This is a genomic window from Duganella sp. sic0402 (assembly GCF_019219065.1).
Taxonomy (GTDB): domain Bacteria; phylum Pseudomonadota; class Gammaproteobacteria; order Burkholderiales; family Burkholderiaceae_D; genus Rugamonas.
The window spans coordinates 627,101-651,539 of record NZ_JAHUWK010000001.1 but is presented as its reverse complement, the minus strand read 5'-3'; the positions used below and the strand labels follow the sequence as shown (position 1 = coordinate 651,539).

Sequence of the window (24,439 nt, the reverse complement as noted above, 5' to 3'; positions counted from 1 at the left end):
TTGACAGTCAACACCCCCTAAGCTATCTTCACGTTCATTTCCACATGGAAATTTTTTTACGGTGTACGAATTGCTGTCGATTCGTGCGCTATTAAAACTTTTTCTATAGGAAAATGCGCGGCGCTCGCGGAATACCGTTAGGCAACCACTTCATACCAGCCAAAAGCCAAGGGGATAGCATGAACTTTCTTCCACATCGACAGCGATCAATGGAAACGTTTCAACGATTAAGCAAAACAGGGCTACCGCTCGCACTCAGCCTCGCGCTGGCGGCCTGCGGTGGCGGCAGCGATAACACGCCGGCAGCGCAAAACCGCACTGCCAGCGCCATGAAGGTGATGGGTGGCGCCGCCGCTGAGCCGGAAGTCGCGCTGACGCCGGTCGAGGCAAGCTCCAGTGGTTCCGAGCGTGGCGACCTGTCGGCCGCAGCGGCCATCGACCACAATCAAGGCACGCGCTGGGGCAGCCTGTTCAACGATAATCAATACCTGACCCTGGACTTCGGTGTCTCGAAGCCTATCAACCGCGTTCGCATCGAGTGGGAAAACGCGCACGCCACCCAGTACCTGCTGCAGGTATCCGACGACAACGCCACCTGGACCACCATCAAGACGGTCGACAACAGTGCCGGCGGCATCGAGGACTGGACCGGCCTGGGCGCGCAAGGCCGCTACCTGCGCGTGCAGGGCGTGAAGCGTTCCACCAATTACGGCTATTCAATTTTCGAGATTCAGGCCTACTCCGGCGGCGCGGCCACCTCCCCGACCGAACCTGAGACGCCACCGGCCACCACCGATCCGGTGATCGTCGATCCAACCAAGCCTGGCGTAGCGCTAAAGCCGGTTAACGCCACCTCGTCGAAGCTGGAAAACCAGGGCGACACGGCGGCCAACACCATCGACGGCAAGCTGAACACCCGCTGGGCCAGCGCGTTTGAAGACGGCGCCTGGATTCAGTACGACTTCGGCGTCAAAACCCAGGTCGGCTACATGAAGCTGATCTGGCAAAACGCCTACGGCAAGCAGTACAACCTGCTGGTGTCCGACAACGGCAATGACTGGACACAGATCCGCGCCGTGGGCAACGGCCAGGGCGGCACCGAGGAATTCTTCAACCTCGGCGTCAACGCGCGCTTCATCCGCCTGCAAGGCGTGGCGCGCGCCACCCAGTACGGCTATTCGCTGTTTGAGGTCGAGTTCAAAACGCCGGGCAGCGACAACTCGCTGGCCAGCTCCACCACTTCGCCGCTGAAGTTCCCTGCCAGCGGCGCCGGCTGGGCGCCACTGCCAGCATCGGCCGATCCGATCGAATCGCTGCAATTCTCGCTGCCCGACGGCACGCTGGTCACCCGCTTCGGCGCGCGCGGCCTGGCGCGTCACGGCCGCGAGCGCGGCGAAGAATGGAACGAAATCGGCTACGGTCCTAACGAAACCGTTGATCCCGCCACCGGCCTGCCGGTTGATAAAGGTCCGGGCAACTACCTGACCTTCGTGCCGCAATACTTCAAGAACCGCACCTGGGGCGTGGAGATCATCGACAACAGCCGCGTGGCTGGCGTCACCAAGCCAACGCTGACGGTGAATCAATACACCACGGTGGACTTCCTGAGCGGCGGCATCGCCTTCTTCCGGGCCATCGACCGGCCGGGCGTGACCGGCTACGGCTGGATGGCGCCAGGCCAGCTGGTGGACGACAGCGTCAAGGTCTGCAAGCCGATCGGCTACCCGGCCAACAACAAGCTGGCCAGCGCCAATGGCATCAACAGTGCATGCACGCTGCAGGTCAAGAACTATCCGGGCATGACCGCGCTGGACGCCAACGGCTTCCCTATCGCGGGCAAAGGCATCGACGCGCGTCCGCTGGTGCAGGGCGATGTGATCGAAGTATCGCCATCGATGTTCTCGACCACCGAGTCGATGCTGTCGAAAGGCGACAACGGCGGCATCCGCTACTATTCGTATGAGTGGGTGTACGTTGTTGGCCAGGGCCTGAAGCCATGGTACGGCGTGCAGCCGCGCCTGAACTCCGTGCCGCTGCCAGCGGAAACGCTGTCCGGCGGCCTGGGTTCGGTGAGCTACAACTATGCGGACAACGCGCTGTTCATGTTCCAGCAGCCGCACACCAACATCGGCATGCAGAATATGCAGCGTTTTGTTGAAGGCCGCCGCCTGTTCCACACCAACTTCACCACCGGTGACCACAACGAAGCGGGCAATGACCGCTACGATGCGGCCGTGGGCCTGCAAGGTCCGCGCTTCAACCAGTCGTCGTGCTTCGCCTGCCACGTCAACAACGGCCGCAGCGCGGCGCCGGTTGCGGTGAACCAGAAGCTGGACAGCATGTCGGTGCGTGTCGCCACCACCAACGCCGCTGGCCAGCAGCTGCCGCATCCTACCTACGGCACCGCCGTGCAGATGAACGCCATCTCGTCCACCGGCGCGCCGCAGAACTGGGGCACTGGCGTACGTGTCTCCGGCTTCGAAAGCGTCACCAAGAAGCTGGCTGACGGCACCTCGGTGGAACTGCGCAAGCCTAAGCTGGCGTTTGAAGGTCCTACGCCGGACACCGTATCGCTGCGCGCCGCGCAACCGATCATCGGCGCAGGCCTGCTGGAAGCCGTGCCGGAAGCCGACATCCTGGCGCGCGTGACCAGCGCTGCCGACGTGGATGGCGTCAAAGGCGTAGCCAACTACGTCTACGATCCGGAATCCGGCGCGGTGCGTCTGGGCCGCTTCGGCTGGAAGGCATCTAAAGCGACGCTGCGCCAGCAGACGGCTTCGGCGCTGCTGCAAGACATGGCAGTCACGTCGCCGGTGTACCGCAACCGTTCGTGCAACACCGATCCTGCCGGTTGCGCTTCCGCCGCCGCTCAGAAAGGCATCTCGGAAGAAGATTTGCAATCGCTGTCGCGTTACCTGGCGCTGGTGGCCGTGCCTGCCCAACGCAGCCTGTCTAGTGGTTTCCCGAAAGGCGTGGCGCCGATTGATGATCTGAACGTTGACCCAGCCAAGGTAGCCGCCGGCGCCAAGGTGTTCCAGGGCATGCGTTGCGCGGCTTGCCACACCGTGGAAATGAAAACCGGTTCGGGCCACCTGTTTGCGGAACTGCGCAACCAGACCATCCGTCCGTATTCCGACCTGCTGCTGCACGACATGGGCGCTGGCCTGGCCGACAAGTTCGTCGAAGGTCAAGCCAAGGGCAATATGTGGCGTACCGCGCCGCTGTGGGGCATCGGCTACACCGAAAAAGTCATGGGCAACAGCGCCAAGGTCGGCTACCTGCACGACGGCCGCGCACGCAACCTGACCGAGGCGATCATGTGGCACGACGGCGAAGCTGCCAAGTCGCGCCAGCGCTTCGAGGTGCTGAGCAAAACCGACCGCGACGCCTTGCTGGCGTTCCTGCGGTCGCTGTAATCCTCGCTGTAATCTTTCCTTAGTTGTCTTTCATGCCGGGCGCCTCGCGGTGCCCGGCATTTTTTATTGCGCGAGATAAGGCGGATAGTCCGTCAGTCCGCGCGAGTTACCGCCATAGTAGGTGGCGCGGTCCGGCTGTGCCAGCGGCCAGCCATTGCGCAAGCGCGCAACCAGGTCCGGATTAGCGATAAAGGGCTGGCCAAAGCCCGCCAGGTCGATGACGCCATCCTCAATCAGCGCCTCCGCCCGTTCGCGCGTCATATTCCCGGCCAGGATCAAGGCGGTTTCCGGCAACAGCGGGCGGAAGGTGCGCAGCAGCTTCTGGATTTTTGCCGATACCGAATCGGCCGTGCTGTCCTCGCCGATCACAAACCCCGACTGGTCCATGATGTGAACGTAGGCGATGCCACGCTCGCCCAGCGCTTGCACCAGCGCGATATAGGTTTGATCAATTTCGTCGTAATGCGGCATGCTGTACAAGCGCCCGTATGGCGACAGGCGAATGCCAACCCGCTCACGGCCGATGCGGGCAATCACCGCATCCACCACTTCCAGTGCGAAGCGCAAGCGGTTTTCCATCGCGCTCGCCTCGTACTGGTCGTTGCGGTCATTGACCAGCGGGTTCAAAAACTGCTCCAGCAGATAGCCATTGGCGCCATGGATTTCAACGCCGTCGAATCCTGCTTGCACCGCGTTTTCCGCCGCATCGGCAAAGTCGCGCACCACGCGTGCCACTTCTTCCGTCGCCAGCTGGCGTGGTGCGGTAGTCGCCACCATGCCCGGCTCACCATCTTCCAGGTAGCCGTACGCCATGCCGCCTTCAGCGATACGGGAGCTGCCGCTGACCGGCGCACCGCCCTGCAACTGGATTGACGGGTGCGACACGCGGCCCACGTGCCAAAGCTGCGCGAACATGCTGCCGCCCAGCGCGCGCACGGACTGCGTCGCAGTGCGCCAGCCGGCGACTTGTTCGCTGGTATAGATGCCCGGATTGAACAAATAGCCCTGCCCTTCACGCGAGATCGGCGTGCCCTCGCTGACAATCAAGCCGGCAGTGGCGCGTTGCGCGTAATACAGCGCAATGGCTTCGGTCGCCACGTCATCCGGCGCGCGCGAACGCGTCATCGGCGCCATCACAATACGGTTGGACAGCGTGCGGCCGGCGAGTGGGAAAGGCTGGAAAAGCTGGGTCATAGATGGTCCTGACAAGAAAAGTTAAGGCAGGGAATCAGCTTAAACTGGAATTCAACTCCAATAAATACTAAATAATTCCATGGACTTCATCCTCAAAGTATAGAATTGTGGATTCAAGGAGGTTGACATGGCCCAGCAAGCCCAATTCGACGGCATTTCAGAATTTATCCTGACTGCGCAGCTGCAAAGTTTTACGGCTGTGGCACACCAGTTGGGCGTGACCAGTTCCGCCGTCGGCAAGGCGGTATCGCGCCTGGAGACGCGGCTGGGCCTCAAGCTGCTTCACCGCACCACGCGCAAGCTTACGCTGACCAATGACGGCGAGGCTTATCTGGCCGCCTGCCTGCGCGTAACCGAGGATCTCGCCAATACCGAAAACTGCCTGTCCACCGGACTGGCGGAACCGCGTGGCTTGCTGCGCATCGACCTGCCGGGCGCGTTCGGACGCCGCTATATCGGCCCGACCCTGATTACGCTGGTACAGCGGCATCCGGCGCTGGATCTGGCGCTGAGTTTTGGCGACCGCATCACCGACATGATCGCCGACGGTATCGACCTGGCGGTGCGCATCGGTGATCTGCACGACGACGCCGAACTGGTGGCCCGCCAGCTGGGAGAACAGCACCTGGTGATTTGCGCCGCACCAGTCTATCTGCGGCAACGCGGCACCCCCATGGAGAGGGCGGACTTGCTTGAACATGACTGCATCATCAGCTGGCGGCGCGGCGGCAGGGCCAGCTGGCTGCTCAAGGTGCAGAACGGGCAGATCGAGGAACAGGAAATTCAGGTCCGCCATTCGCTGGATGACGGCGAGATGATATTGCAAAGTGTACTGGATGGCTGTGGCCTGGCGCAGTTACCCACTTGGCTGGTACACCAGCATTTGATCAGCGGTGAACTGGTGACTGTACTGGACCAGCATGCAGGGGCCAGCATGCCCATCCATGCGATCTGGCCGCGCACGCGCTATATCCAGCCCAAGGTGCGGGTGGTGATTGATGGACTGTTGCAGCTTGCTAGCGATCAGCCGGATATCTTCCGCTGCGGAGCGTTTGTCAGGAATGATCATAAAAATGATTAGATCGCGCACGCTGTTGACATGCCGTCCGGGGATCTCCGATACTTGATCCGCACTCCTTCCCTGCCGGTCCGCTCTTCCATCGTCTCCTGAGCCGGCAGGGTTTTCTCCTCAGTCCAGTGGCGTCAGCGCCACGCGGCGCAGTTCATAAGGCGTGCCTTCCAGCTGGAAGCCGATCCGTCCCGATGCGGGAGCAACATGCGTCACCCGATTTTGCAGTACCCCATTCACCGTCACTTCCACTGTGCCATCGCGGCTGACGATGTCGCAGCTATTCCACTCCCCTACCGCTTTCTCGCTGTCCGGCGCGGTATGCGCCTTGATGCGCGTGGCAGCCCCCGGCGCGCTGGTCAGCGGCTCGGCAAAGCTGCCGGCCGCCATCGGCAACAGGTCGCCGGCGCTGCCGTTCTTGGTCTGCACTTGCAGGCTGACCGGCCATACGCGGTCAAATTCGCCGGGACTGATATGCAACAGCACACCGCCATTACCTGGCTTACCGGTCCAGCGCCATTCCACGTGCAAGGTATAGTTGCGGTACTGCTGCGTGGTGGCCAGAAAGCCCGACGGCGCGCCGGTCGAGGCGATCACGCCGTCCGGCAGCACGCGGAAGGCGTCGACGATGCTGGCGGACGGCGTGGTTTGCAATTCCCAGCCGCTGAAATCGCGGCCGTTAAACAGGTCTACCGCCGCTGCGGATTGCGCGCAGACGGTTAATATTGCAGCACTCAACAACTTGTTCACTCTGTCTCCTTCATGAAAAAACTACTTCTTGTTTTAATGTTTGGCGCGGCCGGTTCAGCAATGGCAGCAGCAGGCAACGTCATTTCTTTGTGGCCGGAAGGCGTGCCGGGCAAACGCGACATCGGCGCTGAAAAAATCGGTGGCGGCTACACCTCCAACGTCAGCGAAGCCACGCTGACCATGGTGGCGCCGGCGGTCGATCATCCCAACGGCACGGCGGTGATCATCTGCCCCGGCGGCGGCTATGTGCGCATGGCCACCGCGCGCGAAGGCGACCAGTACGCAAACTGGCTGGGCACCTTGGGCGTGACCGCCTTTGTGCTCAAGTATCGCATGCAGGAGTACGGACATCCAGCGCCATTGCAGGACGTGCTGCGCGCAGTGCGCACCTTGCGCGCGCGGGCGGCGGAATTCGGTATACGCCCGGACCGCATTGGCGTCATGGGCAGCTCGGCCGGCGGCCACCTGGCGGCCAGCGCCGGCACGCTGTTCGACAGCCCGCTGGGCCGCACCGGCGCTGCGCTGGACAACGTCAGCGCCCGGCCGGACTTCCTGATGCTGATGTACCCGGTGATCACCATGCAGGACCCGGCCGCCCACGCCGGTTCGCGCACCGCGCTGCTGGGCGCCAAGCCGTCGGCCGAGAGTCTGGCGCTGATGTCGCTGGAAAAACAGGTCACCGCCGCCACCCCGCCCACGCTGCTGATCCACACCCAGGCCGACACCTCGGTGCCGGTTGAGAACAGCATCCTGTTTTACCAGGCGCTGACCAAGGCCAAGGTGCCGGCCGAGATGTATCTGTTCGAGCATGGCGGCCATGGCATGGGCATGCGCGAAGGCCTGGGCACCTCGTCGCAATGGCCGCGCCGCGCGGAAGAATGGCTGCGCGATCGGGGCTTGCTCACTCAGGCGAAGTGAAACACCTGCTGTAGCGGCCACTCGCGAGGCCGGTTTCCCGGCTCCACCACCATCAGCTCCGCCATGTTGTCCCACCAGCGCTGCATGATGGGTTTGAGCGGCAAATCATCGATCGCGTGGTCGGGCCACAGCTTCAGCACAGCGAACAGGTGCAGCGTTTCCTCGTCCAGGAAGATCGAATAGTCGTAGATGCCAGCGTCGCGCAGCGCGCGGCCAAGCTGCGGCCACAAATCATCGTGGCGCCGCTTGTATTCCGCCACCGACCCCGGCTTGAGCTGCATGCGGAAAGCGCGGATGTTGGCGCTCATACGATGCCGCTACCGCTGGCGCCCGCCACCGCCGGACGCAGGTCCGCCACCCTGGCGCGATACCCGGCGTCGCGATAGCAAGCCAGCGGATCGATGGCGCCGCCGGCGCGCAACCGCGCCATTGCCAGAATGGCGCTGACATCGGTGCGGTAGGCCTGCTTCAGCGCCTGCGCCGATTGCAGCGCGTCGTTGGCTTCCTGATGCTGGCGCAAGGCCGTCCGGTCCACTAGCTGCGACTGTACAAAGGCGCGCTGCACCTCCACCGCGCTATTCATCAGGCTTTCGATCGGATCGGTGACATTATGCGACTGATCCAGCATGTAGGCTGGCTTGAAGGTGTCGCCATCGCGCTGCGCCGCATCGGCCAGCTCGTTAAACACCAGGAATAGCTGGAAGGGATTGATCGAACCGGAATCCAGATCGTCATCGCCGTATTTGCTGTCGTTGAAATGGAAGCCGCCCAGCTTGCCGAATTGCGCCAGCCGCGCGACGATCATTTCGATATTGGTGTTGGGCGCGTGGTGGCCCAGGTCGACCAGGCAGCGCGCCTTGTCGCCCAGCGTCTGCGCACAAGCGAAACTGGTGCCCCAGTCGGCGATGGTGGTGGCGTAGAACGCCGGCTCAAACAGCTTGTGCTCGATGAACAGCAGCCAGTCGGCCGGCAGCGCCGCATAAATGTCGCGCATGCTGCCCAGATAGCGCTCCAGGGCACCGCGCAGATTATGCTGGCCGGGGAAATTAGCGCCGTCGCCCACCCACACGGTCAGCGCCTTCGAGCCCAACGCCTTGCCCAGCTCGATAGATTCGATATTGTGCGCCACCGCCTGCGCGCGCGTGGCGGCGTCGTTGGCAGTCAGGCTGCCGTATTTATAGCTGTGCTGCTGGCCCGCCTGATCCTGGAAGGTGTTGGAATTGACCGCATCAAAATACAGGCCATGGCTTTCCGCCTGCTGCCGCAGCGCTGCCGGATCGGTGGTTTTATCCCACGGGAAGTGCAGCGATACGCCCGGCGTGGCGCGCGTCAGCTGGTGGATGACGGCGCAGTCGTCCAGCTTTTCAAACACATTGCGCGGTTCGCCCTTGCCGGGAAAGCGCGCAAAGCGCGTGCCGCCGGTGCCCACGCCCCAGCTGGGCAAAGCCACGGCAAAGGTTTGCGCCAGCGCGGTCAGGCGCTCGATGTCCAGGCCGCGCCGGGCCAGCATGCCGCCCAGCGCCTCGTAATCCGCATTCAGACCGGCGCGCAGCTGTGCGTTATGCTCGGCCACGCGGCCGCTGTCGATGATCGTACTCACATTGTCCCCTTGTTTTTATCGTGTAAATGCCCCGGCATTGCCGGCGTCGACGTTGAGGATATTACCAGTGCTCTTGGCCGCCTTGTCGCTGGCCAGGAAGTACACCGCCTCGGCGATATCTTCCGGCAGCACGCTCAACTTCAGCATGCTGCGCTGGCGGTAGAATTCCTCCACATCGTCGGCTTCGATTTTATTCGACTGTGCGCGTTCCTGCTTCCACTTGCCGTCCCAGATGCGCGAGCCGCGTATCACTGCGTCCGGATTGACCACGTTGACGCGGATGCCATGCGGCGCTCCCTCCAGCGCAATGCAGCGCGCCAGGTGGATTTCCGCCGCCTTGGCGGTGCAGTAAGCAGACGCACCGGCCGACGCCACCAGGCCGTTTTTGCTGGCCACGAACACCATCGCGCCGCCCAGCTTCTGCTGCTTCATGATGCGGAAGGCCGCGCGGCTGGCCAGGAAATAGCCCTGCACCAGAATGTCCTGATTGCGCTGCCAGACTTCCAGCGTGGTGTCTTCCAGCAGCGCCGACGAGGCGATGCCGGCGTTGGAAATCAGCATATCCAGTCCGCCAAAGCGCAACGCCGCCGCCTTCAGCACGTCTTCCACCGCTGCCTCGCTGGTGATGTTGGCGACCACGCTGCCGACGTTATCCTTGCCGGCCGTCTTGACCAGATCCTTGTGCGCCTGCGCCAGCGCTTCCGCGTCGATATCGGTCAGCATCACACAGGCGCCCTCTTGCAGCAGCTGTTTCGCTACCGCCTGGCCGATGCCGCCGGCGCCGCCGGTCACCAGCGCGATACGGCCGGCCAGCGACTTCGGTTTCGGCATGCGTTGCAGCTTAGCTTCTTCCAGCAGCCAGTATTCGATGTCGAAGGCTTCCTGTTCCGGCAGGCCGACATAGGTGTCCACGCCGTTCGCACCACGCATCACGTTGATGGCGTTGATGTAGAACTCGCCGGCGATGCGGGCGGTGGCCTTGTCCTTGGCGAAGGACAGCATGCCGACGCCGGGGATGAGGTAAATAATCGGATTGGCGTCGCGCACCGCCGGGCTGTTATCGCGCTTGCAGCGGGTGTGATAGGCCACGTAATCGGCACGGTACTGCGCCAGCGCATCGTCCAGTCCTGCCACCAGTTGATCGAAATCCTGCTGGTAGTTGATGACAAACGGACGGATTTTGGTGCGCAGGAAGTGATCCGGGCAGGACGTGCCCAGCGCCGCCAATGGCGCCAGATCGCGGCTGCACACGAATTCCAGCACCGCGTCGCTGTCGTCGAAGTGCCCCAGCTTGTATTCGTCGCGGCTGATTTTCCCGCGCAGCAGCGGCATCAGCCTGGCCGCCAGCGCGGCGCGTTCGGCGGACGGAAGCGGCGTGCTGGCCTGGCCGCCGAACACCGGTTGCCTGAGGTTCGCGCTCAGCCATTCCTCGGCGCGCTTGATGATGGCCAGCGTGGTCTCATAGCAGGACTTGGCGCTATCCCCCCAGGTGAACAGGCCGTGTCCTTCGAGGATGATGCCCTTCAGCTGCGGCTGCGATTGCGAGAGCGCCTCCAGCTTCAGACCGAGGTCATAGCCGGGCCGCTGCCACGGCAGCCAGCCCAGCCCACCCTGGAAAATCTGCTGCGTCAACGTCTGGCTGCTGGCGCAGGCGGCAATCGCGATCACCGAATCCGGGTGCATGTGGTCGACGTGCTTGCGGTCGATATAGGCGTGCAGCGGCGTGTCGATGCTGGCCGCGCGCGGGTTCAGGTTGAAGGTGCAGTGTGGCAGATAGGCCACCATCTCGTCTTCGTGCGCCAGGCCGCGATAGCGGTGTTTCAGCGCCCGCAGCTTGTCCATGTACAGCGTCGAAAAACCATCGAGCCTGATGCTGCCCAGATCACCGCCCGAGCCCTTCACCCACAGCACCTCCACCTGCTCGCCGCTGAGCGGGTCGGCCATCATCACTTTTGCCGAGGTGTTGCCGCCGCCGAAGTTGGTGATGCGCAGATCCGATCCAAGCAGATTGGAACGGTACAGCAGCAGCTCGGGTTCACTCATGCTGGCGGCTGCGGCATCGTCCCATAAAGAAGTGATCGGGGGTTCTTTCATTGCGTGTCTCCGTGTTGTGTTTTTACTTCGATCAGTAGAAAGCAGCGGCAGATGGGTGTCAATGCGCAAGCAATCAAGAAAATGACCAACAACCAAATAATCACAGCGATGATTGAATTGTGATCAAAAATGGTAACGCATATCAAAACAATCAAATATTTGATCGCACAGTGATTGACGAGCGATTTGGAAGTGTTTAGCCTTTATCGTTAATAAACAGGCACGCCGCAGAAATGACGGTAGTAGACCGATATAAAAGGAGACTGAAATGGTAAATCACAAGCGTCGCAAGCGTTTGTTGAAACTGCTTGCCGAACATAATACGGCCAGTGTGCCGCAACTGGTCGAATGGCTGAACGCCTCGCCCGCCACCGTGCGGCGCGACATCAGCTGGCTCGCGGCCCGCAATCTGCTCACCAGGACGCGCGGCGGCGCCGCCAACCTGGAACAGAAAAAGCGCGGCTTCACGCTCAGCAGCGAGACCTTCCAGAACAATATCCAGTGCCGTGGCGAGCACAAACGCGCCATCGCCCGGTATGCGGCCAGTATCTGCAACGACGGCGAAACCATCATCATCAACGGTGGCACCACCACCTTCATGATGGCGGAATTCCTGGTCGACCATCACCTCAAAATCCTCACCAATTCCTTCCTGATGGCCGAGCGCTTGCTGGTTTCCAGCGAGAACGAGATCATCGTCCCCGGCGGCAAGGTGTACCGCGAACAGAACGTCATCCTCAGCCCCTTCGACAACGACATCACCCAGCACCACTACGCCGCCAAGATGTTCATGAGCGTCTACGGCCTGTCGCTGCTTGGCCTGATGGAGGCCGATCCGCTGCTGATCCAGGCCGAAAAACGCCTGATCTCGCAAGCCGAAGAACTGATCGTGCTGGCCGACAGCTCCAAGTTCGCCAAGAAAGCTGGCCTGATCCTGTGTGGCCTGAACCGCGTATCGACCGTCATCACCGACACCGACGCTTCGGATTCCGCCGTGCAGCTGCTGGAGCAATCCGGCGTGCGCGTGGTCACCGTGGAGCCGGAAGCGATACCGCAGCAGCTCACGCCATCGGTATTCAATGCGCCATATGGCTATGAGGCGGTGGCCGGCATGTATCACACGGAGGCGGCCCATTGAAGCTCAGGAAGATCGTATTGGCGGCCGTTGCCGCTGGCTTGCTGGCGGCCGTCACCGGCTGCAAGGAAAAAGCGCCTGACCAGATCCGCATTGCCATGGTGGTGAAAAATCTCGGCAATGGCTTCTTCGACGCGGCCCACAGCGGCGCCAAGGACGCCGCCACCGAGCTGAAAAATGTGGAGATTATCTACACCGGTCCGACCACCCCCAGCGCCGAAGGCCAGATCGAGATCATCAACTCGCTGATCAGCCAGAAGGTCAACGCCATCGTCATCTCGGCCAATGATCCCAACGCGCTGGTGCCGATCACCAAAAAGGCCATGGCGCGCGGCATCAAGGTGATCTCCTTCGACAGCGGCCTGGCCAAGGACGGCCGCCTGATGCAGCTGAATCCTTCCAACGCGGAGCTGATCGGCTTGAAGCAGATACAAATGGCTTCCGACGCCATCAACGGCGAAGGCGAAATCGCCATCCTGTCCGCGTCGGCGCAAGCCACCAACCAGAATATCTGGATCGGCGTGATGAAGACGGTGCTGGAGAAACCCGAGTTCAGCAAGATGAAGCTGGTGTCCGTGGCCTACGGCGACGACCAGTCGGACAAGAGCTACCGCGAAGCCATTGGCCTGCTGCGCAGCTACCCCAAACTGAAGGCGATCATCGCGCCGACCACGGTCGGCATCAACGCCGCCAGCAAGGCGGTGGTCGATGAACACCTGGTCGGCAAGGTGTTTGTCACCGGCCTGGGTCTGCCGTCGGAGATGGCGGGCCACGTCAAGAGCGGCGCGGTGCGCGAGTTCGCGATCTGGAACCCGATCGACCTGGGGTACGCGGCCACCTATGCGGCCTATGACTTTGTGAAGAACCAGCCGACTGCCCGGCCGGGCGGCAGCATCAACGCAGGCCGCATGGGCAGCATCGCAATCGACGCCAATGGCGAAGGTTCGATGGCGCCGCCGTTCACCTATAACAAGGGGAACGTCGATAAATTCTCCAAGATCTTCTGACCAGGCATTCCATGACTACGAATACAAGCCCGGTCCTGCAACTGACCGGAATCTGCAAGCGTTTTGCGGGCATCGTCGCGCTGAATCAGGTGTCGCTGACGGTGCGCGCCGGCGAGGTGATGGCCTTGATTGGCGAGAACGGCGCCGGCAAATCGACCTTGGTAAAAACCCTGACCGGCATTTATCAACCCGATGAAGGCAGCATCGCCCTGGCCGGCCAGGCGGTGTCGTTCAGCAGCGCGCAGGATGCAATGCAGGCGGGGATCACCGCGGTGCACCAGGAAACCGTGATGTTTGACGAACTGACGGTGGCCGAGAATATCTACGTCGGCCGCCAGCCCTGCATGCGTGGCTGCATCGACTGGAAGCGCATCGAAAGCGAAGCGCAAAAGCTGTTCGAGCGGCTGGAAGTCACGTTGCCGGTGCGTGCGCGCGTCAAGGACCTGAGCGTGGCGCAGCGCCACTTCGTCGAAATCGCCCGCGCGCTGTCGCAGGACGCGCGGGTGGTCATTCTCGACGAGCCTACCGCCTCGCTGTCGCAGCGCGAAATCCAGGAGTTGTACCGCATCATCCGCCAGCTGCGCGCGGCGGGGACGGCGGTGATCTTCATCTCGCACAAATTCGATGAAATTTTCGCGGTGGCGGACCGCTACACGGTGCTGCGCGACGGCCAGTTCATCGCCGAAGGCGCGCTGGCCGATATCAGCGAGCCGGAACTGGTGTCGCTGATGGTCGGCCGTTCGGTCAAGGATGCCTACCCCAAGGCGGCCGTCACGCCGGGCGAGGTGGTGCTGGAAGTGCGCAATTTCTGCCATCCGACCGAATTTGACGATGTCAGCTTCTCGCTGCGCCAGGGCGAAATCCTCGGCTTTTATGGCCTGGTCGGCGCCGGCCGTTCGGAGGTGATGCAGGCGCTGTTTGGCCTGACCTCGGGCGTGCGCGGCACGGTGTCCTTGCACGGCAAGCAGGTGTACATCGCTTCCCCGGCGGACGCCGTCGCGCATGGCATCGCCTATGTGCCCGAAGACCGGCAACACCAGGGTGCGCACCTGACGCTGCCGATCCTGCACAATATTACGCTGCCGATCTTGTCGCGCGTGGGTTTCTTCCTGCGCGGCCGGCGTGCGCAGGAAACCGCCGTGGCGCGCCACTATGCGGAACAGCTGGAACTGAAGGCGGCGCATCTGACACAGAACGTCTCCGAACTCTCCGGCGGCAACCAGCAGAAGGTGGTGCTGGGCAAATGGCTGGCGACCGATCCGAAAGTGATTATTCTCGATGAACCGACCAAGGGCATCGACATCGGTTCCAAGGCGGCCGTGCACCGCTTCATCAGCGAACTGGTGGCCAAGGGCTTGTCGGTGATCCTGGTGTCGTCCGAGCTGCCGGAGGTGATGGGCCTGGCCGACCGCATCGTGGTGATGCATCAGGGCCGGATTGAAAACGTCTACGCGCGTGCCGAGGCCACGCCGGAATTGATCGTGGCCGCCGCCTCAGGCTGCGCGCAGCCGCTGGAGGAATGCGCATGATGCTGAAAATGCGGGAAACCCAGCTGGCGCTGTGCATTATTGCGCTGATCGCGCTGGTCGGCGCACGTGCGCCGGTATTCGTCACGCCGGGCAGCCTGGCCAATCTGCTAACCGACAGCACCCTGCTGGTCATGCTGGCGCTGGCGCAGATGCTGGTCATCGTCACCCGTGGCATCGACCTGTCGATGGCCTCCACCCTGGCGCTGGCGGGCATGATGTCGGCGCTGCTGGCGGCGCGCTTCCCCACCCTGCCGCTGCTTGCCGTGGTGCTGGCGGCGGTGGTCATCGGGCTGGCGCTGGGCCTGATCAATGGCTACCTGATCGGCTACCTCGATCTGCCGCCCATCGTGGTCACCCTCGGCACCATGAGCGTGTATCGCGGCATGGTGTTCGTGCTGTCCGGCGGCGCGTGGGTGTCGTCGCACCAGATGCCACCCGAGTTCATCGCCTTCCCATTGGCGCAGTTGCTGGGCGTCACACACCTGGTCTGGATCGCTGCGCTGACCGTGCTGGCGGCATGGTACGTGGCGCGGCACAGCCGCTTCGGCCGCGACCTGTACGCCATCGGCAACGCGCCTTCGTCGGCACGCTATGTCGGCATTCCCATCGCGCGCCGGCTGATGTGGACCTACGGTCTGTCCGGCGGCATGGCAGGCTTGTGCGGCTATCTGTGGGTTGCGCGCTACGCCGTGGCCTACACCGAAATCGCCTACGGTTTTGAATTCACCGTCATCGCGGCGTGCGTGATCGGTGGCGTCAGCATCGCCGGCGGTTGCGGCAGTGTCGCCGGCGCGGTACTGGGCGGCTTGTTCCTGGCGGTGATCGGCAACGCGCTGCCAGTGGTGAAGGTGTCGCCATTCTGGCAAAGCGCGCTGACCGGCATCGTCATTCTGGCTGCGGTATTGATTAACGCCCGCAACGGCAAACAAGGCGGCCGGCAGATCCTGCCGCTGCACGTGGCCAAGCCGGCGGAGGCTGCGGCATGACCACCACCACCAACACCATGACCTCATCTTCCCGTTACGTGATCGCCGACCGTCCCGGCTTTGGGCTGCGCGCCTTGCTGGCGCGGCGCGAAAGCCTGCTGGCGCTGTTGCTGTTGCTCGCCTTCCTGACCAACGGCGTGCTGCTGCCGCACTTCCTGGACCTCGACAATCTGGCCGACGGCACCTTCAACTTCAGCGAAAAAGCCCTGATCGCGCTGCCGATGGCATTGCTGATCATCTGCCGCGAGATCGACATTTCCGTTTCCGGCATCCTGGCGCTATCCTCGGTCGCCATCGGCCTGGCGCACGCCAACGGCATGCCGCCGGAACTGCTGCTGCCGATTGCCGTCGGCACCGGCATGCTGTGCGGCTGCCTGAACGGCATCATGGTCACGCACTTCGGCCTGCCGTCGATCGTCGTCACCATCGGCACCGTCTCGCTGTTCCGTGGACTGGCCAGCGTGGTGCTGGGCGACCAGGCTTTCACCGGCTATCCGCAAGCGATGGCCGACTGGGGCCAGGGCTATTTCTTCGACGCCGTGCCGCGTGAATTCGTCATCCTGCTGGTGTTTGCCGCACTGTTCGCAGTGCTGCTGCACGCCACCAGCTGGGGGCGCCGCATTTACGCGATTGGCAATAACCCTGTCGCCGCGCGCTTCTCCGGCATCGCCGTGGACCGCTATCGCATGGCGCTGTTCATGCTGACCGGCGCCATGGCCGGCCTGGCGGGTTATCTGCTCACCGGACGTATTGGCAGCACACGACCGAATATCGCCATGGGTTGGGAGCTGGAAGTGATCACCATGGTCATCCTCGGTGGCGTCAGCATCGCTGGCGGTGCAGGCACCATCGGCGGCGTGCTGCTGGCGGTGCTCACGCTGGGCACAGTCACCTACGGCCTGCAAATGGCGAACATTCCCGGCATCTACATGACCATTGTGATCGGCATGCTGCTGCTGGCAACCATCGCCCTGCCACGCTTGCTCAGCGGGCGCAAGAAATGACGCTGCCGGAAGACGCCACCATCGTCCTCGACATCGGCAAAACCAACGTCAAGCTGGTGCTGCTGGATGTATCGGGCGCGGTGCTGGCCGAACGGCGCATGGCCAACGCCGTGCTGCGCGAAGGACTGTACCCACATTACGATACGGAGCGCATCTGGGAGTGGATGCTCGACGGGATGCGGGCCTATGCCAGCCTGGCGCGGGTTGGCGCCATCGTTCCTGTCACGCACGGCGCCACCGCAGCGCTGGTAGATGATGAAGGCCTGGTGCTGCCGGTGCTGGATTACGAGCACGAAATGCCCGTAGCACAGCAGGCGCATTACGCGGTCGAGCGTCCGCCATATGCCGCCACCTATTCGCCCATGCTGCCGGCCGGCTTGAACCTGGGCTGCCAGTTGGCATGGCAAGCGCAGTCCTTTCCCAGGCAATTCCGCCGCGCGCGCTACATCCTGATGTATCCGCAGTACTGGGCCTGGCGCTTGTGCGGCATGCCGGCCAGCGAAGTGACGTCGCTGGGTTGCCATACCGACCTGTGGCTGCCCGCCAGCAAGCAGTACTCGTCGCTGCTGGAGCGCATGGGCTGGAACCGCCTGTTTGCGCCATTGCGGCCTGCGTGGGCGCCGCTGGGCGTCATCAAGCCGGAACTGGCGCAACGTACCGGGCTGCCCGCCGACTGCAGCATCCTGTGCGGCATCCACGATAGCAACGCCTCGCTGCTGCGCCATCTGACGGCGGAACAGCCGCCAGCCGTGCTATCGACCGGCACCTGGGTAATCGCCGCCGCGCCGGGCATGCCTTTGGACGGCCTGCGTGAGGACGCCGACATGCTCGCCAACAGCAATGCGCTTGGCCAGGCCGTGGCCTGCATACGCTTCATGGGCGGGCGTGAGTTCGGCGAGCTCGCTGGCAAGGATGCCGAAACCTGCACTGTCGAAGACCTGCAAGCGCTGATTGCGCAAGGCACGTTCGCCCTGCCCAGCTTTGCCGGCGCCACCGGGCCGTTTGCCCAGCGCACAGGTGGCGTCCACGGCCCCTTGCCGCGTGACGCCCGCCAGCGTTACGCGCTTGCCACGCTGTACTGCGTGCTGATGAGCGACTACTGCCTGGACGCGCTGGGCGTCGATACGGACGTCGTGGTCGAAGGCAGCTTCACCGGCAATCCGTGGTTCGCGCCATTGCTGGCCGCATTGCGCCCGCAACGGCAAATCAGCTGCACTGACGACAGCAGCGGCACCACCTGTGGCGGCTGGATGCTGCATCACTGGCGGCACACGCCGCCCGGCGGCAAGCAAAGCGCCGCACCGCTGGTCCTTTCCGGCTGGCTGGAATATAAACAACGCTGGCTGAAAGTCTTACTTTAGAATCTGGCGAGCGGGGAAAAAATCGCGCTAGACTACGGTCATGGCCATCTACGACACCTACAAAACCCGCACCGCCCAGGCGCTGCCCAAGCTGACACCAGCGGAGATCAAGCGCATCCACCGCTTCGGGAATCTGGTCTGCTTCCGCGAAGGTGAGCAGCTGGTCGAAGCGGGCCGCAGCAGTTTCGGCATATATGTGCTGCTGAAAGGACGCGTCCGGGTTAGCCGGTATGATGGACTGGGCAACAGCTCCGTCATCACAGAACATGATGTGGGCGAGTTTATTGGCGAAATCAGCCAGCTGGCAGGTGCGCCGCCGCTGGTCAATGTGCATGCGCTGGGCGATGTTGAAGTGCTGGCGCTGAGTACCGAAGAACTGCGCGCCCTGCTGATCTCCGACGCGGAACTGGGCGAGCGCATCGTCCGCGCCTTCATCCTGCGCCGCGTCGAGCAGCTGGATAACAAGGACGGCGGCGTGGTGCTGGTTGCCCCGCCTGGCCATGCGCGGCTGCATGCCTTGCAGGGATGGCTGTCCAGTAACGGCCTGCCGCACCGTGTGCTCGATCCGCAGTGCGACGAACAGGCGCGCGCGCTGGTCGAACACTATCAGCCGGGGCCGCAGGACTGGCCGCTGGCGGTTTGCCCGGACGGCGGCGTCAAGAAAAATCCCACCACGGTGGACCTGGGCCGCTGTCTCGGCACGCTGCCTCCACTGAGCCCGGACGTGGTATGGGACGTGATCGTCGTGGGCGCCGGTCCCGCCGGCCTGGCCGCTGCCGTGTACGCGGCCTCGGAGGGCTTGTCGGTGCTGGCGCTGGAAACCCGCGCTTATGGCGGCCAGGCCGCAGCCAGCGCGCGCATCGAGAACTACCTTGGCTTCCCCACCGGCATATCGGGCGGCGCACTGGCCGGCCGCGCCTTCGTGCAGTCGCAGAAATTCGGCGTCAAGCTGGCGATTCCCGCGCCGGCGGGCCGCCTGCTGTGCGACACCTATCCGCTGCAAGTGGAGATGTGCGGCAGCCTGACCTTGCTGCAGGCCCGCAGCGTGGTGCTGTCCTGCGGCGCACGCTACCGCCGGCCTTCGCTGGCCAACCTGAAGCTGTTCGAAGGGCGCGGCGTGTACTACTGGGCTTCGCCGCTGGAAGCCGGCATGTGCTCCAGCGAAGAAGTGATACTGGTCGGCGGCGGCAATTCGGCCGGTCAGGCGGCGGTGTACCTGTCCAGCCATGCGGCCAAGGTGCACATCCTGGTCCGCAAGAACAGCCTGGCCTCGACCATGTCCAGCTACCTGATCGAACGCATCGCCGCCACGCCCAATATCGAACTGCATGTGGAGTCGGAAATCGTGGCGCTGGAAGGCAACGAGGAAGATGGCTTGCGCCGGGTACGCGTGCGCGACAACCGCAGCCGGCTTGAAAAAGACCATGACATTTGCCGCGTATTCCTGTTCATCGGCGCGGACCCGAACACCGGCTGGCTGGGCGACTGCGGTGTACAGGTGGACGACAAGGGCTTTATTCTCACCGGTTCCGACGTGCCGGGAGAGCATTCCCACGAACGCGCCCACCTGGAAACCAGCGTTCCGGGTGTATTCGCCATCGGCGACGTGCGCGCCCGCTCAACCAAGCGCGTGGCGGCGGCGGTCGGCGAAGGCGCGGCCGTGGTGTCGCAGATCCACGGCTTCCTCGCCCATCGCAGCTAGCGGAAGTTGATGCGGTGATGCGCTTCCAGTTCGTGAAATTCGTGGAACACGTCTTCCTGGTGCAGCGGTATGTACAGGTGCAGCTTTTTACCGCGATGGAAAACCCCGCGTAGCTGATTGCACACATTCCACACCCGCTCATAGGAATCCGCCACTTCGATCAGCGCCCATGGATTATCGTCCATGCCCTGCCTGATCATGCTGACATTCCTGACGTGAAAATACACCGCCAGGTCCTCGGCGATGCTGACTTCACAGGCGTCGCCGTGCAGTCCGGACAAAATAACTTGCATATGCCGCTCCTTTCAAGCGATGATATTCAGGCCGCCATCCACATACACGGTGCTGCCGGTCAGCCGCCTGGCGTACGGCGAGGCCAGATAGGCACAGGTGTTGCCGACATCTATGATGTCAACCAGTTCGCCCAGCGGCGCGCGCGTCACCGCCTCGGCCAGCAGGTGGTCGAAATCTTTCAGGCCGGATGCTGCGCGGGTTTGCAACGGGCCGGGTGAAATAGCGTGCACGCGAATCTCGCGCGGTCCCAGCTCGTAAGCCAGGTAGCGGCAGGACGCTTCCAGCGCTGCCTTCACCGGCCCCATCACGTTGTAGTTCGGGACCACCTTGTCTGCGCCGTGATAGCTCATGGCGAACATGCTGCCGCCCTCCTTCATCAACGGCGCCGCCAGCCGCGCCATGCGCACAAAGGAATGGCAGGACACGTCCATCGCCTGCAAAAATCCTTCGGCCGAGCATTCCAGCAGACCGCCTTGCAGGTCGGCCTTGGGCGCGAAGGCGATCGAATGCACCAGAATATCCAGCTTGCCTTGTTCAGCCAGCGTAGCGAACACTGCCTCCAGCTGGCCGGATTGGGTGACGTCCAGCGGCAGCAGCTGCGCGCCGATTTGCTCGGCCAGCGGCGCGACATGCGGCAGTGCCTTGTCGTTCAGATAGGTCAGCACCACGTCCGCACCCAGCTTGCGGAAGGCCAGCGCGCAGCCCCAGGCGATGGAATGCTCATTGGCCACACCGACCACCAGCGCGCGCTTGCCGGTCAGGATGGGATAGATGATGTCAGTACTCATGCGACCTCCACGACGTCCAGCGCATGGCGCGCGATCATCAGTTCTTCGTTGGCGGGCACCACCCACACACCGACCTTGCTGCCAGCCTTGCTGATACGGGCGATGCCGCGTGGCTTGGCCGCATTGGCGGCTTCGTCCAGTTGCACGCCTAGCCAGGCGGCGTCGCGGCAGACGGCGGCGCGCAAGGCGACGCTGTTCTCACCGATGCCGCCGGAGAACACCAGCGCGTCCAGTCCGCCCAGCGCGGCAGCAAGCGAGCCCAGTTCACGGCCGATGCGGTACACCATCAGCGCGATCGCCGCCTTGGCGCGCGGATCGTCGCTCTGCTCCAGCGTGCGCATGTCCGAGGAAATGCCGGATACGCCCAGCAGGCCGGATTGCTGGTACATCAGCTTTTGCACGGCCGCCACGTCCATGCCCAGTTCCTGCATCAGATACAGCACCACGCCCGGATCGAGCGCGCCGCAGCGGGTGCCCATCGGCAGGCCGTCAACGGCGGTAAAGCCCATGGTGCTGGCGACGCTGCGACCACCGTCCATGGCGCACATGCTGGCGCCGTTGCCCAGGTGGGCCGCCACCACGCGTGCGTGACCCAGGCCTGGTTCCGCCTGCGGCAGCACGCTGGCGATGTACTCGTAAGACAGGCCATGAAAACCGTAGCGGCGCACGCCCAATGCGGTAATCTCGGCGGGCAGCGCGAACTCCTGCGCCTCGGCTGGCTGGCCGACGTGGAAAGCGGTGTCGAAGCAGCCGATCTGCGGCACATGCGGCGCCATCGCCATCAGCGAGCGCACTGGCGCCAGGTTGTGCGGCAGGTGCAATGGCGCCAGCGGCACCAGCTTTTCCAGCTCGTCCACCAGCGCCGCATCCAGCCGCTGCGGGCCGCTGTGGGCGACGCCGCCGTGCACAATGCGGTGGCCGACTGCAATCACGCGGTGGCCGTCCAGATGCGTTTGCGCGAAGTCGATCAGGAAGCGCATGCCGCCTTCGTGATCCAGCGGGCCGTCGCGCCAATAGCGCTCCCCTGCCACACGGTCGCCGGCGTCCTGCGCAATGAAATGCGCCACGCCGCTGTACAGGTTTTCTATCTTGCCGCGCATGGTGAGGTCCAGCGCGGGGCCGCTATACATAGAGAACTTGATGCTGGAGGAACCAGCATTGATGACGATGACGCTATCGTTGGCCTGCATGGTGTCAGCTCCCGAGAATACGCGAGCCAGACAGCTTGCTGTGCGCCACCAGTACGGCCACCGCACACGAGGCCAGGCGTGCCTGTACAGTATCCGCACGGCTGGTGAGGATTACCGGTACGCGCGCGCCCAGCACGATGCCGGCGGCGCTGGCGCCAGCCATAAAGGTCAGGCTCTTGGCCAGCATATTCCCCGCCTCCAGATCGGGGGCCAGCAGCACGTTGGCCTGGCCGGCCACCGGCGATACCAGGTGCTTGATGGCGGCCGCCTGCGGGTCGATGGCGTTGTCCATCGCCAGTGGGCCATCCAGCAGCGCACCGGTGATCTGGCCACGGTCGGCCATTTTGCACAGCGCGGCGGCGTCGATCGTGGACGGCATCTTGGCGCTAACGGTTTCCACGGCGGCCAGTATCGCCACCTTGACCGGATTGAAGCGCAGCACATGCGCCAGGTCGATGGCGTTCTGCACGATGTCGACCTTGTCGGCCAGCGTAGGAACGATGTTGACGGCTGCGTCGGTGATGATCAGCGGCTCGGCGCGCTCCGGCACGTCCATGACGAAGCAGTGGCTCAGGCGGCGCGCGGTGCGCAGGCCGGTGGCCGTGGCGACCACGGCGCCCATCAATTCATCGGTATGCAGACTGCCCTTCATCAGCGCGGTGGCCTGGCCTTCATGCACCAGCTGCACGGCCCGGGCCGCAGAGGCGTGGCTGTGTTCGGTATCGACAATCGGCAGCGCCGAGATATCCAGGTGGGCCGCGTCGGCCACTTCGCGGATGCGGTCCACGGGGCCGACCAGTATCGGGTTAATCAAACCCATGCGCGCCGCGTCCAGCGCGCCTTCCAGCGCATTGCGGTCACATGGGTGGGCTACAGCGACGGTTGCCGGGCCGGCATGACGCGCTGCAGCGATCAATCTATCGTAGTGCGGGTGCAGTCTTTCCATGCGATCTCCTCTATAGGACAGCACGGAAATGATAACAATCAGCGCAAATAAAGCAATCAGTTTTTGTGCGTTGCATCAAGAAACTGTTTGTTTCTTCCGTCGCAAGCCGAACCAGATGCATAACAGTACCGGCAGACCCAGCGCGACAGCCGAGACATAGTCCCATACACCATCGCCCAACAGCGCGGAAATCAGGCCAACCGTGGTCAGGATGGCCAGCAGGATGGGCGCGCCCCACATGCGCATGAATGGGCTGCTCATCGTGCCTCCCCTTCCGTTGCCAGTGCCGGCGCCACTTGCACCAGCGCGTCTTCTTCTTTCACCACGTTGCGCGCCGGTGCGGGTGTGCCGCGCTTCAGCCACAAATACAGCCCGCTGCCCAGCACGAAGATGGTGATCACGTCCAGCGCCGCCCACAGGAACTGCATCCACGCGCCACCGTAGTCGCCGAAGTGCAGCGGCTGCGAAATCAGCAGGCCGGTCAGATACCATGGCAGGTTGCGGCGGTCGGTGATCTCGGTGGTTTGCGCATCAACCAGCACCGGCTTGTACAGGCGCGAGCTGAAGGCCTCGTTGCCGCGCATGAAAATGCCGTAGTGGTGCGGGCTGGTGAACGGCGTGCCTGGGAAGGCGACAAAGCCGATCTTCATGCCTGGCTCCGCAGCCACCGCGTTATCCAGCGACTTCTGCATCGAACCAAGCTGAGCAGGCGGCGGCAGGCCTTTGTATGGCGCGACCATTTCCGCCATCTCGGTGTACTGCCAGTATTTCAGCATCAGGTCGGCCCAAGTGTTGATCATGCCGGTGGCGCCGACCACGAACGCCCAGGTCAGTGTGACGATGCCCAGCATATTGTGCAGGTCCAGCCACTTGACGCGCGGGCCGCGTTCGCGGCGCACTTCGCCGAATTCCAGCTTGCGCATGAACGGCGCGTACAGCACCACGCCGGAGATGATCGCGATCACCAGCAACAGGCCCATAAAGCCGAGGAACAGCTTGCCCCACAAGCCGGCGTACAGGTCGACGTGCAGGTGGAACATCACCCCCAGAAAAGTGCCTTCAAAGCCAGGCTCGCCCAGCACCTTGGCGCTACGCGCGTCCACAGCAATGGATTTGAATTTTTCGTCGGTCGGATGGTCGCCCATCGTCAGATACCAGATCGCCGGTTCGTCGGCTTCCTGCGACAGATACATGGCGATCTTGTTCGGGTACAGCGCTTTGCCGGCGGCGATCACCTCGTCCATGCTGGCCATCGGCGTACTGGCCGGCATCGCCGGCGCCTCGATGGCGTTGCCCAGCGCGTGATCAATCTCGTGATGGTAAATCAGCGGCAGGCCGGTAATACAAAGCAGCAGCATGAACACGGTGCAGACCAGGCTGCTCCATTTATGTATCCATGCCCAGCGACGGACGTTGGTCGGTGTCATTTAATTATCCAGGTTGCGGTACTCAAACT

Annotated in this window: 21 protein-coding genes; 10 read left to right on the top strand and 11 right to left on the bottom strand. The window is 63.1% G+C overall.

What is annotated here, in order from left to right; translation table 11 throughout:
• Nucleotides 1–209 precede the first annotated feature (209 nt).
• On the top strand, nucleotides 210–3,416 hold the full coding sequence (locus KW842_RS02825) for a di-heme oxidoredictase family protein (protein WP_218302556.1): 3,207 nt from the start codon (nucleotides 210–212) through the stop codon (nucleotides 3,414–3,416).
• Nucleotides 3,417–3,479: 63 nt separating this feature from the next.
• Here the strand turns inward: KW842_RS02825 and KW842_RS02820 are convergent, their stop codons facing one another.
• Nucleotides 3,480–4,610, bottom strand: a complete 1,131-nt coding sequence (locus KW842_RS02820; protein WP_218302555.1) for an alkene reductase — start codon at nucleotides 4,608–4,610, stop codon at nucleotides 3,480–3,482.
• Nucleotides 4,611–4,737: 127 nt separating this feature from the next.
• Between KW842_RS02820 and KW842_RS02815 the strand changes: the two genes are divergently transcribed.
• The gene (locus KW842_RS02815; protein WP_218302554.1) at nucleotides 4,738–5,691 is read left to right on the top strand and encodes a LysR family transcriptional regulator; all 954 of its coding nucleotides are present in this window, start codon (nucleotides 4,738–4,740) and stop codon (nucleotides 5,689–5,691) included.
• Between the two features lie 108 nt (nucleotides 5,692–5,799).
• On the opposite strand, the gene KW842_RS02810 is transcribed toward KW842_RS02815, so the two are convergent.
• Nucleotides 5,800–6,429: a DUF1080 domain-containing protein gene (locus KW842_RS02810; protein WP_218302553.1), complete on the bottom strand. Its 630-nt coding sequence runs from the start codon at nucleotides 6,427–6,429 to the stop codon at nucleotides 5,800–5,802.
• 60 nt (nucleotides 6,430–6,489) lie between these two features.
• On the opposite strand from KW842_RS02810, the gene KW842_RS02805 reads away from it, so the two are divergent.
• Nucleotides 6,490–7,347, top strand: coding sequence for an alpha/beta hydrolase (locus KW842_RS02805; protein ID WP_218302552.1), 858 nt, complete (start codon nucleotides 6,490–6,492; stop codon nucleotides 7,345–7,347).
• Here KW842_RS02805 and KW842_RS02800 read toward each other — a convergent pair.
• From KW842_RS02800 to KW842_RS02790, 3 genes are read right to left on the bottom strand one after another with little or no spacing between them, the layout of a single operon-like run.
• Nucleotides 7,335–7,655 carry an L-rhamnose mutarotase gene (locus KW842_RS02800; RefSeq protein ID WP_218302551.1) on the bottom strand — a complete coding sequence of 107 codons (321 nt, stop codon included), beginning with the start codon at nucleotides 7,653–7,655 and terminating at the stop codon, nucleotides 7,335–7,337. The two genes, KW842_RS02805 and KW842_RS02800, sit on opposite strands and share 13 nt — an antisense overlap.
• Nucleotides 7,652–8,947 carry an L-rhamnose catabolism isomerase gene (rhaI, locus tag KW842_RS02795; protein WP_218302550.1) on the bottom strand — a complete coding sequence of 432 codons (1,296 nt, stop codon included), beginning with the start codon at nucleotides 8,945–8,947 and terminating at the stop codon, nucleotides 7,652–7,654. Before rhaI ends, KW842_RS02800 begins: the two co-directional genes overlap by 4 nt.
• A 15-nt stretch (nucleotides 8,948–8,962) precedes the next feature.
• The gene (locus KW842_RS02790; protein ID WP_218302549.1) at nucleotides 8,963–11,041 is read right to left on the bottom strand and encodes a bifunctional rhamnulose-1-phosphate aldolase/short-chain dehydrogenase; all 2,079 of its coding nucleotides are present in this window, start codon (nucleotides 11,039–11,041) and stop codon (nucleotides 8,963–8,965) included.
• A 268-nt stretch (nucleotides 11,042–11,309) separates the two neighbouring features.
• Here KW842_RS02790 and KW842_RS02785 point away from each other — a divergent pair, with 268 nt between their 5' ends.
• The 7 genes from KW842_RS02785 to KW842_RS02755 are packed head-to-tail and all read left to right on the top strand — an operon-like array spanning nucleotide 11,310 to nucleotide 19,765.
• Nucleotides 11,310–12,179, top strand: coding sequence for a DeoR/GlpR family DNA-binding transcription regulator (locus tag KW842_RS02785; RefSeq protein WP_218302548.1), 870 nt, complete (start codon nucleotides 11,310–11,312; stop codon nucleotides 12,177–12,179).
• A gap of 17 nt (nucleotides 12,180–12,196) precedes the next feature.
• Entirely contained in the window at nucleotides 12,197–13,183 is a 987-nt protein-coding gene (gene rhaS / locus KW842_RS02780; RefSeq protein WP_229223448.1) for a rhamnose ABC transporter substrate-binding protein, read from the top strand.
• Nucleotides 13,184–13,194: 11 nt separating this feature from the next.
• Complete coding sequence (locus KW842_RS02775; protein WP_218302546.1) at nucleotides 13,195–14,712, top strand: sugar ABC transporter ATP-binding protein; 1,518 nt, start codon at nucleotides 13,195–13,197, stop codon at nucleotides 14,710–14,712.
• Nucleotides 14,703–15,698 (top strand): ABC transporter permease, encoded by a 996-nt coding sequence (locus KW842_RS02770; protein WP_218302545.1) that lies wholly within the window; start codon nucleotides 14,703–14,705, stop codon nucleotides 15,696–15,698. The genes KW842_RS02775 and KW842_RS02770 overlap by 10 nt, the downstream gene beginning before the upstream one ends.
• Nucleotides 15,695–16,702: an ABC transporter permease gene (locus KW842_RS02765; RefSeq protein ID WP_218302544.1), complete on the top strand. Its 1,008-nt coding sequence runs from the start codon at nucleotides 15,695–15,697 to the stop codon at nucleotides 16,700–16,702. Before KW842_RS02770 ends, KW842_RS02765 begins: the two co-directional genes overlap by 4 nt.
• On the top strand, nucleotides 16,699–18,063 hold the full coding sequence (locus tag KW842_RS02760) for an FGGY-family carbohydrate kinase (protein ID WP_218302543.1): 1,365 nt from the start codon (nucleotides 16,699–16,701) through the stop codon (nucleotides 18,061–18,063). The genes KW842_RS02765 and KW842_RS02760 overlap by 4 nt, the downstream gene beginning before the upstream one ends.
• Before the next feature lie 40 nt (nucleotides 18,064–18,103).
• Nucleotides 18,104–19,765 (top strand): FAD-dependent oxidoreductase, encoded by a 1,662-nt coding sequence (locus KW842_RS02755; protein ID WP_218302542.1) that lies wholly within the window; start codon nucleotides 18,104–18,106, stop codon nucleotides 19,763–19,765.
• Here the strand turns inward: KW842_RS02755 and KW842_RS02750 are convergent.
• The 6 genes from KW842_RS02750 to KW842_RS02725 all read right to left on the bottom strand — a co-directional run bounded on the left by KW842_RS02750 (nucleotide 19,762) and on the right by KW842_RS02725 (nucleotide 24,410).
• The gene (locus tag KW842_RS02750; RefSeq protein WP_218302541.1) at nucleotides 19,762–20,058 is read right to left on the bottom strand and encodes an RNA-binding protein; all 297 of its coding nucleotides are present in this window, start codon (nucleotides 20,056–20,058) and stop codon (nucleotides 19,762–19,764) included. The genes KW842_RS02755 and KW842_RS02750 overlap by 4 nt on opposite strands.
• A 12-nt stretch (nucleotides 20,059–20,070) precedes the next feature.
• Nucleotides 20,071–20,847: an enoyl-ACP reductase FabI gene (fabI, locus tag KW842_RS02745; protein ID WP_218302540.1), complete on the bottom strand. Its 777-nt coding sequence runs from the start codon at nucleotides 20,845–20,847 to the stop codon at nucleotides 20,071–20,073.
• Nucleotides 20,844–22,037, bottom strand: coding sequence for an acetate/propionate family kinase (locus KW842_RS02740; protein WP_218302539.1), 1,194 nt, complete (start codon nucleotides 22,035–22,037; stop codon nucleotides 20,844–20,846). Before KW842_RS02740 ends, fabI begins: the two co-directional genes overlap by 4 nt.
• Before the next feature lie 4 nt (nucleotides 22,038–22,041).
• Entirely contained in the window at nucleotides 22,042–22,983 is a 942-nt protein-coding gene (locus KW842_RS02735; protein WP_218302538.1) for a phosphate acetyltransferase, read from the bottom strand.
• 75 nt (nucleotides 22,984–23,058) lie between these two features.
• Nucleotides 23,059–23,244: a hypothetical protein gene (locus tag KW842_RS02730; RefSeq protein WP_218302537.1), complete on the bottom strand. Its 186-nt coding sequence runs from the start codon at nucleotides 23,242–23,244 to the stop codon at nucleotides 23,059–23,061.
• Nucleotides 23,241–24,410 carry a PepSY domain-containing protein gene (locus KW842_RS02725; protein WP_218302536.1) on the bottom strand — a complete coding sequence of 390 codons (1,170 nt, stop codon included), beginning with the start codon at nucleotides 24,408–24,410 and terminating at the stop codon, nucleotides 23,241–23,243. Before KW842_RS02725 ends, KW842_RS02730 begins: the two co-directional genes overlap by 4 nt.
• Nucleotides 24,411–24,439: the final 29 nt, after the last annotated feature.

Bases quoted from the DNA above. Each gene is read 5' to 3' on its own strand.
- KW842_RS02735 (WP_218302538.1), bottom strand. From the start codon at position 22,983: ATGGAAAGACTGCACCCGCACTACGATAGATTGATCGCTGCAGCGCGT.
- KW842_RS02765 (WP_218302544.1), top strand. From the start codon at position 15,695: ATGACCACCACCACCAACACCATGACCTCATCTTCCCGTTACGTGATC.
- KW842_RS02725 (WP_218302536.1), bottom strand. From the start codon at position 24,410: ATGACACCGACCAACGTCCGTCGCTGGGCATGGATACATAAATGGAGC.
- KW842_RS02740 (WP_218302539.1), bottom strand. From the start codon at position 22,037: ATGCAGGCCAACGATAGCGTCATCGTCATCAATGCTGGTTCCTCCAGC.
- KW842_RS02755 (WP_218302542.1), top strand. From the start codon at position 18,104: ATGGCCATCTACGACACCTACAAAACCCGCACCGCCCAGGCGCTGCCC.
- KW842_RS02750 (WP_218302541.1), bottom strand. From the start codon at position 20,058: ATGCAAGTTATTTTGTCCGGACTGCACGGCGACGCCTGTGAAGTCAGC.
- KW842_RS02820 (WP_218302555.1), bottom strand. From the start codon at position 4,610: ATGACCCAGCTTTTCCAGCCTTTCCCACTCGCCGGCCGCACGCTGTCC.
- KW842_RS02805 (WP_218302552.1), top strand. From the start codon at position 6,490: ATGGCAGCAGCAGGCAACGTCATTTCTTTGTGGCCGGAAGGCGTGCCG.
- KW842_RS02785 (WP_218302548.1), top strand. From the start codon at position 11,310: ATGGTAAATCACAAGCGTCGCAAGCGTTTGTTGAAACTGCTTGCCGAA.
- KW842_RS02790 (WP_218302549.1), bottom strand. From the start codon at position 11,041: ATGAAAGAACCCCCGATCACTTCTTTATGGGACGATGCCGCAGCCGCC.
- KW842_RS02760 (WP_218302543.1), top strand. From the start codon at position 16,699: ATGACGCTGCCGGAAGACGCCACCATCGTCCTCGACATCGGCAAAACC.
- KW842_RS02770 (WP_218302545.1), top strand. From the start codon at position 14,703: ATGCGCATGATGCTGAAAATGCGGGAAACCCAGCTGGCGCTGTGCATT.
- KW842_RS02730 (WP_218302537.1), bottom strand. From the start codon at position 23,244: ATGAGCAGCCCATTCATGCGCATGTGGGGCGCGCCCATCCTGCTGGCC.
- KW842_RS02775 (WP_218302546.1), top strand. From the start codon at position 13,195: ATGACTACGAATACAAGCCCGGTCCTGCAACTGACCGGAATCTGCAAG.
- KW842_RS02800 (WP_218302551.1), bottom strand. From the start codon at position 7,655: ATGAGCGCCAACATCCGCGCTTTCCGCATGCAGCTCAAGCCGGGGTCG.
- KW842_RS02815 (WP_218302554.1), top strand. From the start codon at position 4,738: ATGGCCCAGCAAGCCCAATTCGACGGCATTTCAGAATTTATCCTGACT.
- fabI (WP_218302540.1), bottom strand. From the start codon at position 20,847: ATGAGTACTGACATCATCTATCCCATCCTGACCGGCAAGCGCGCGCTG.
- KW842_RS02825 (WP_218302556.1), top strand. From the start codon at position 210: ATGGAAACGTTTCAACGATTAAGCAAAACAGGGCTACCGCTCGCACTC.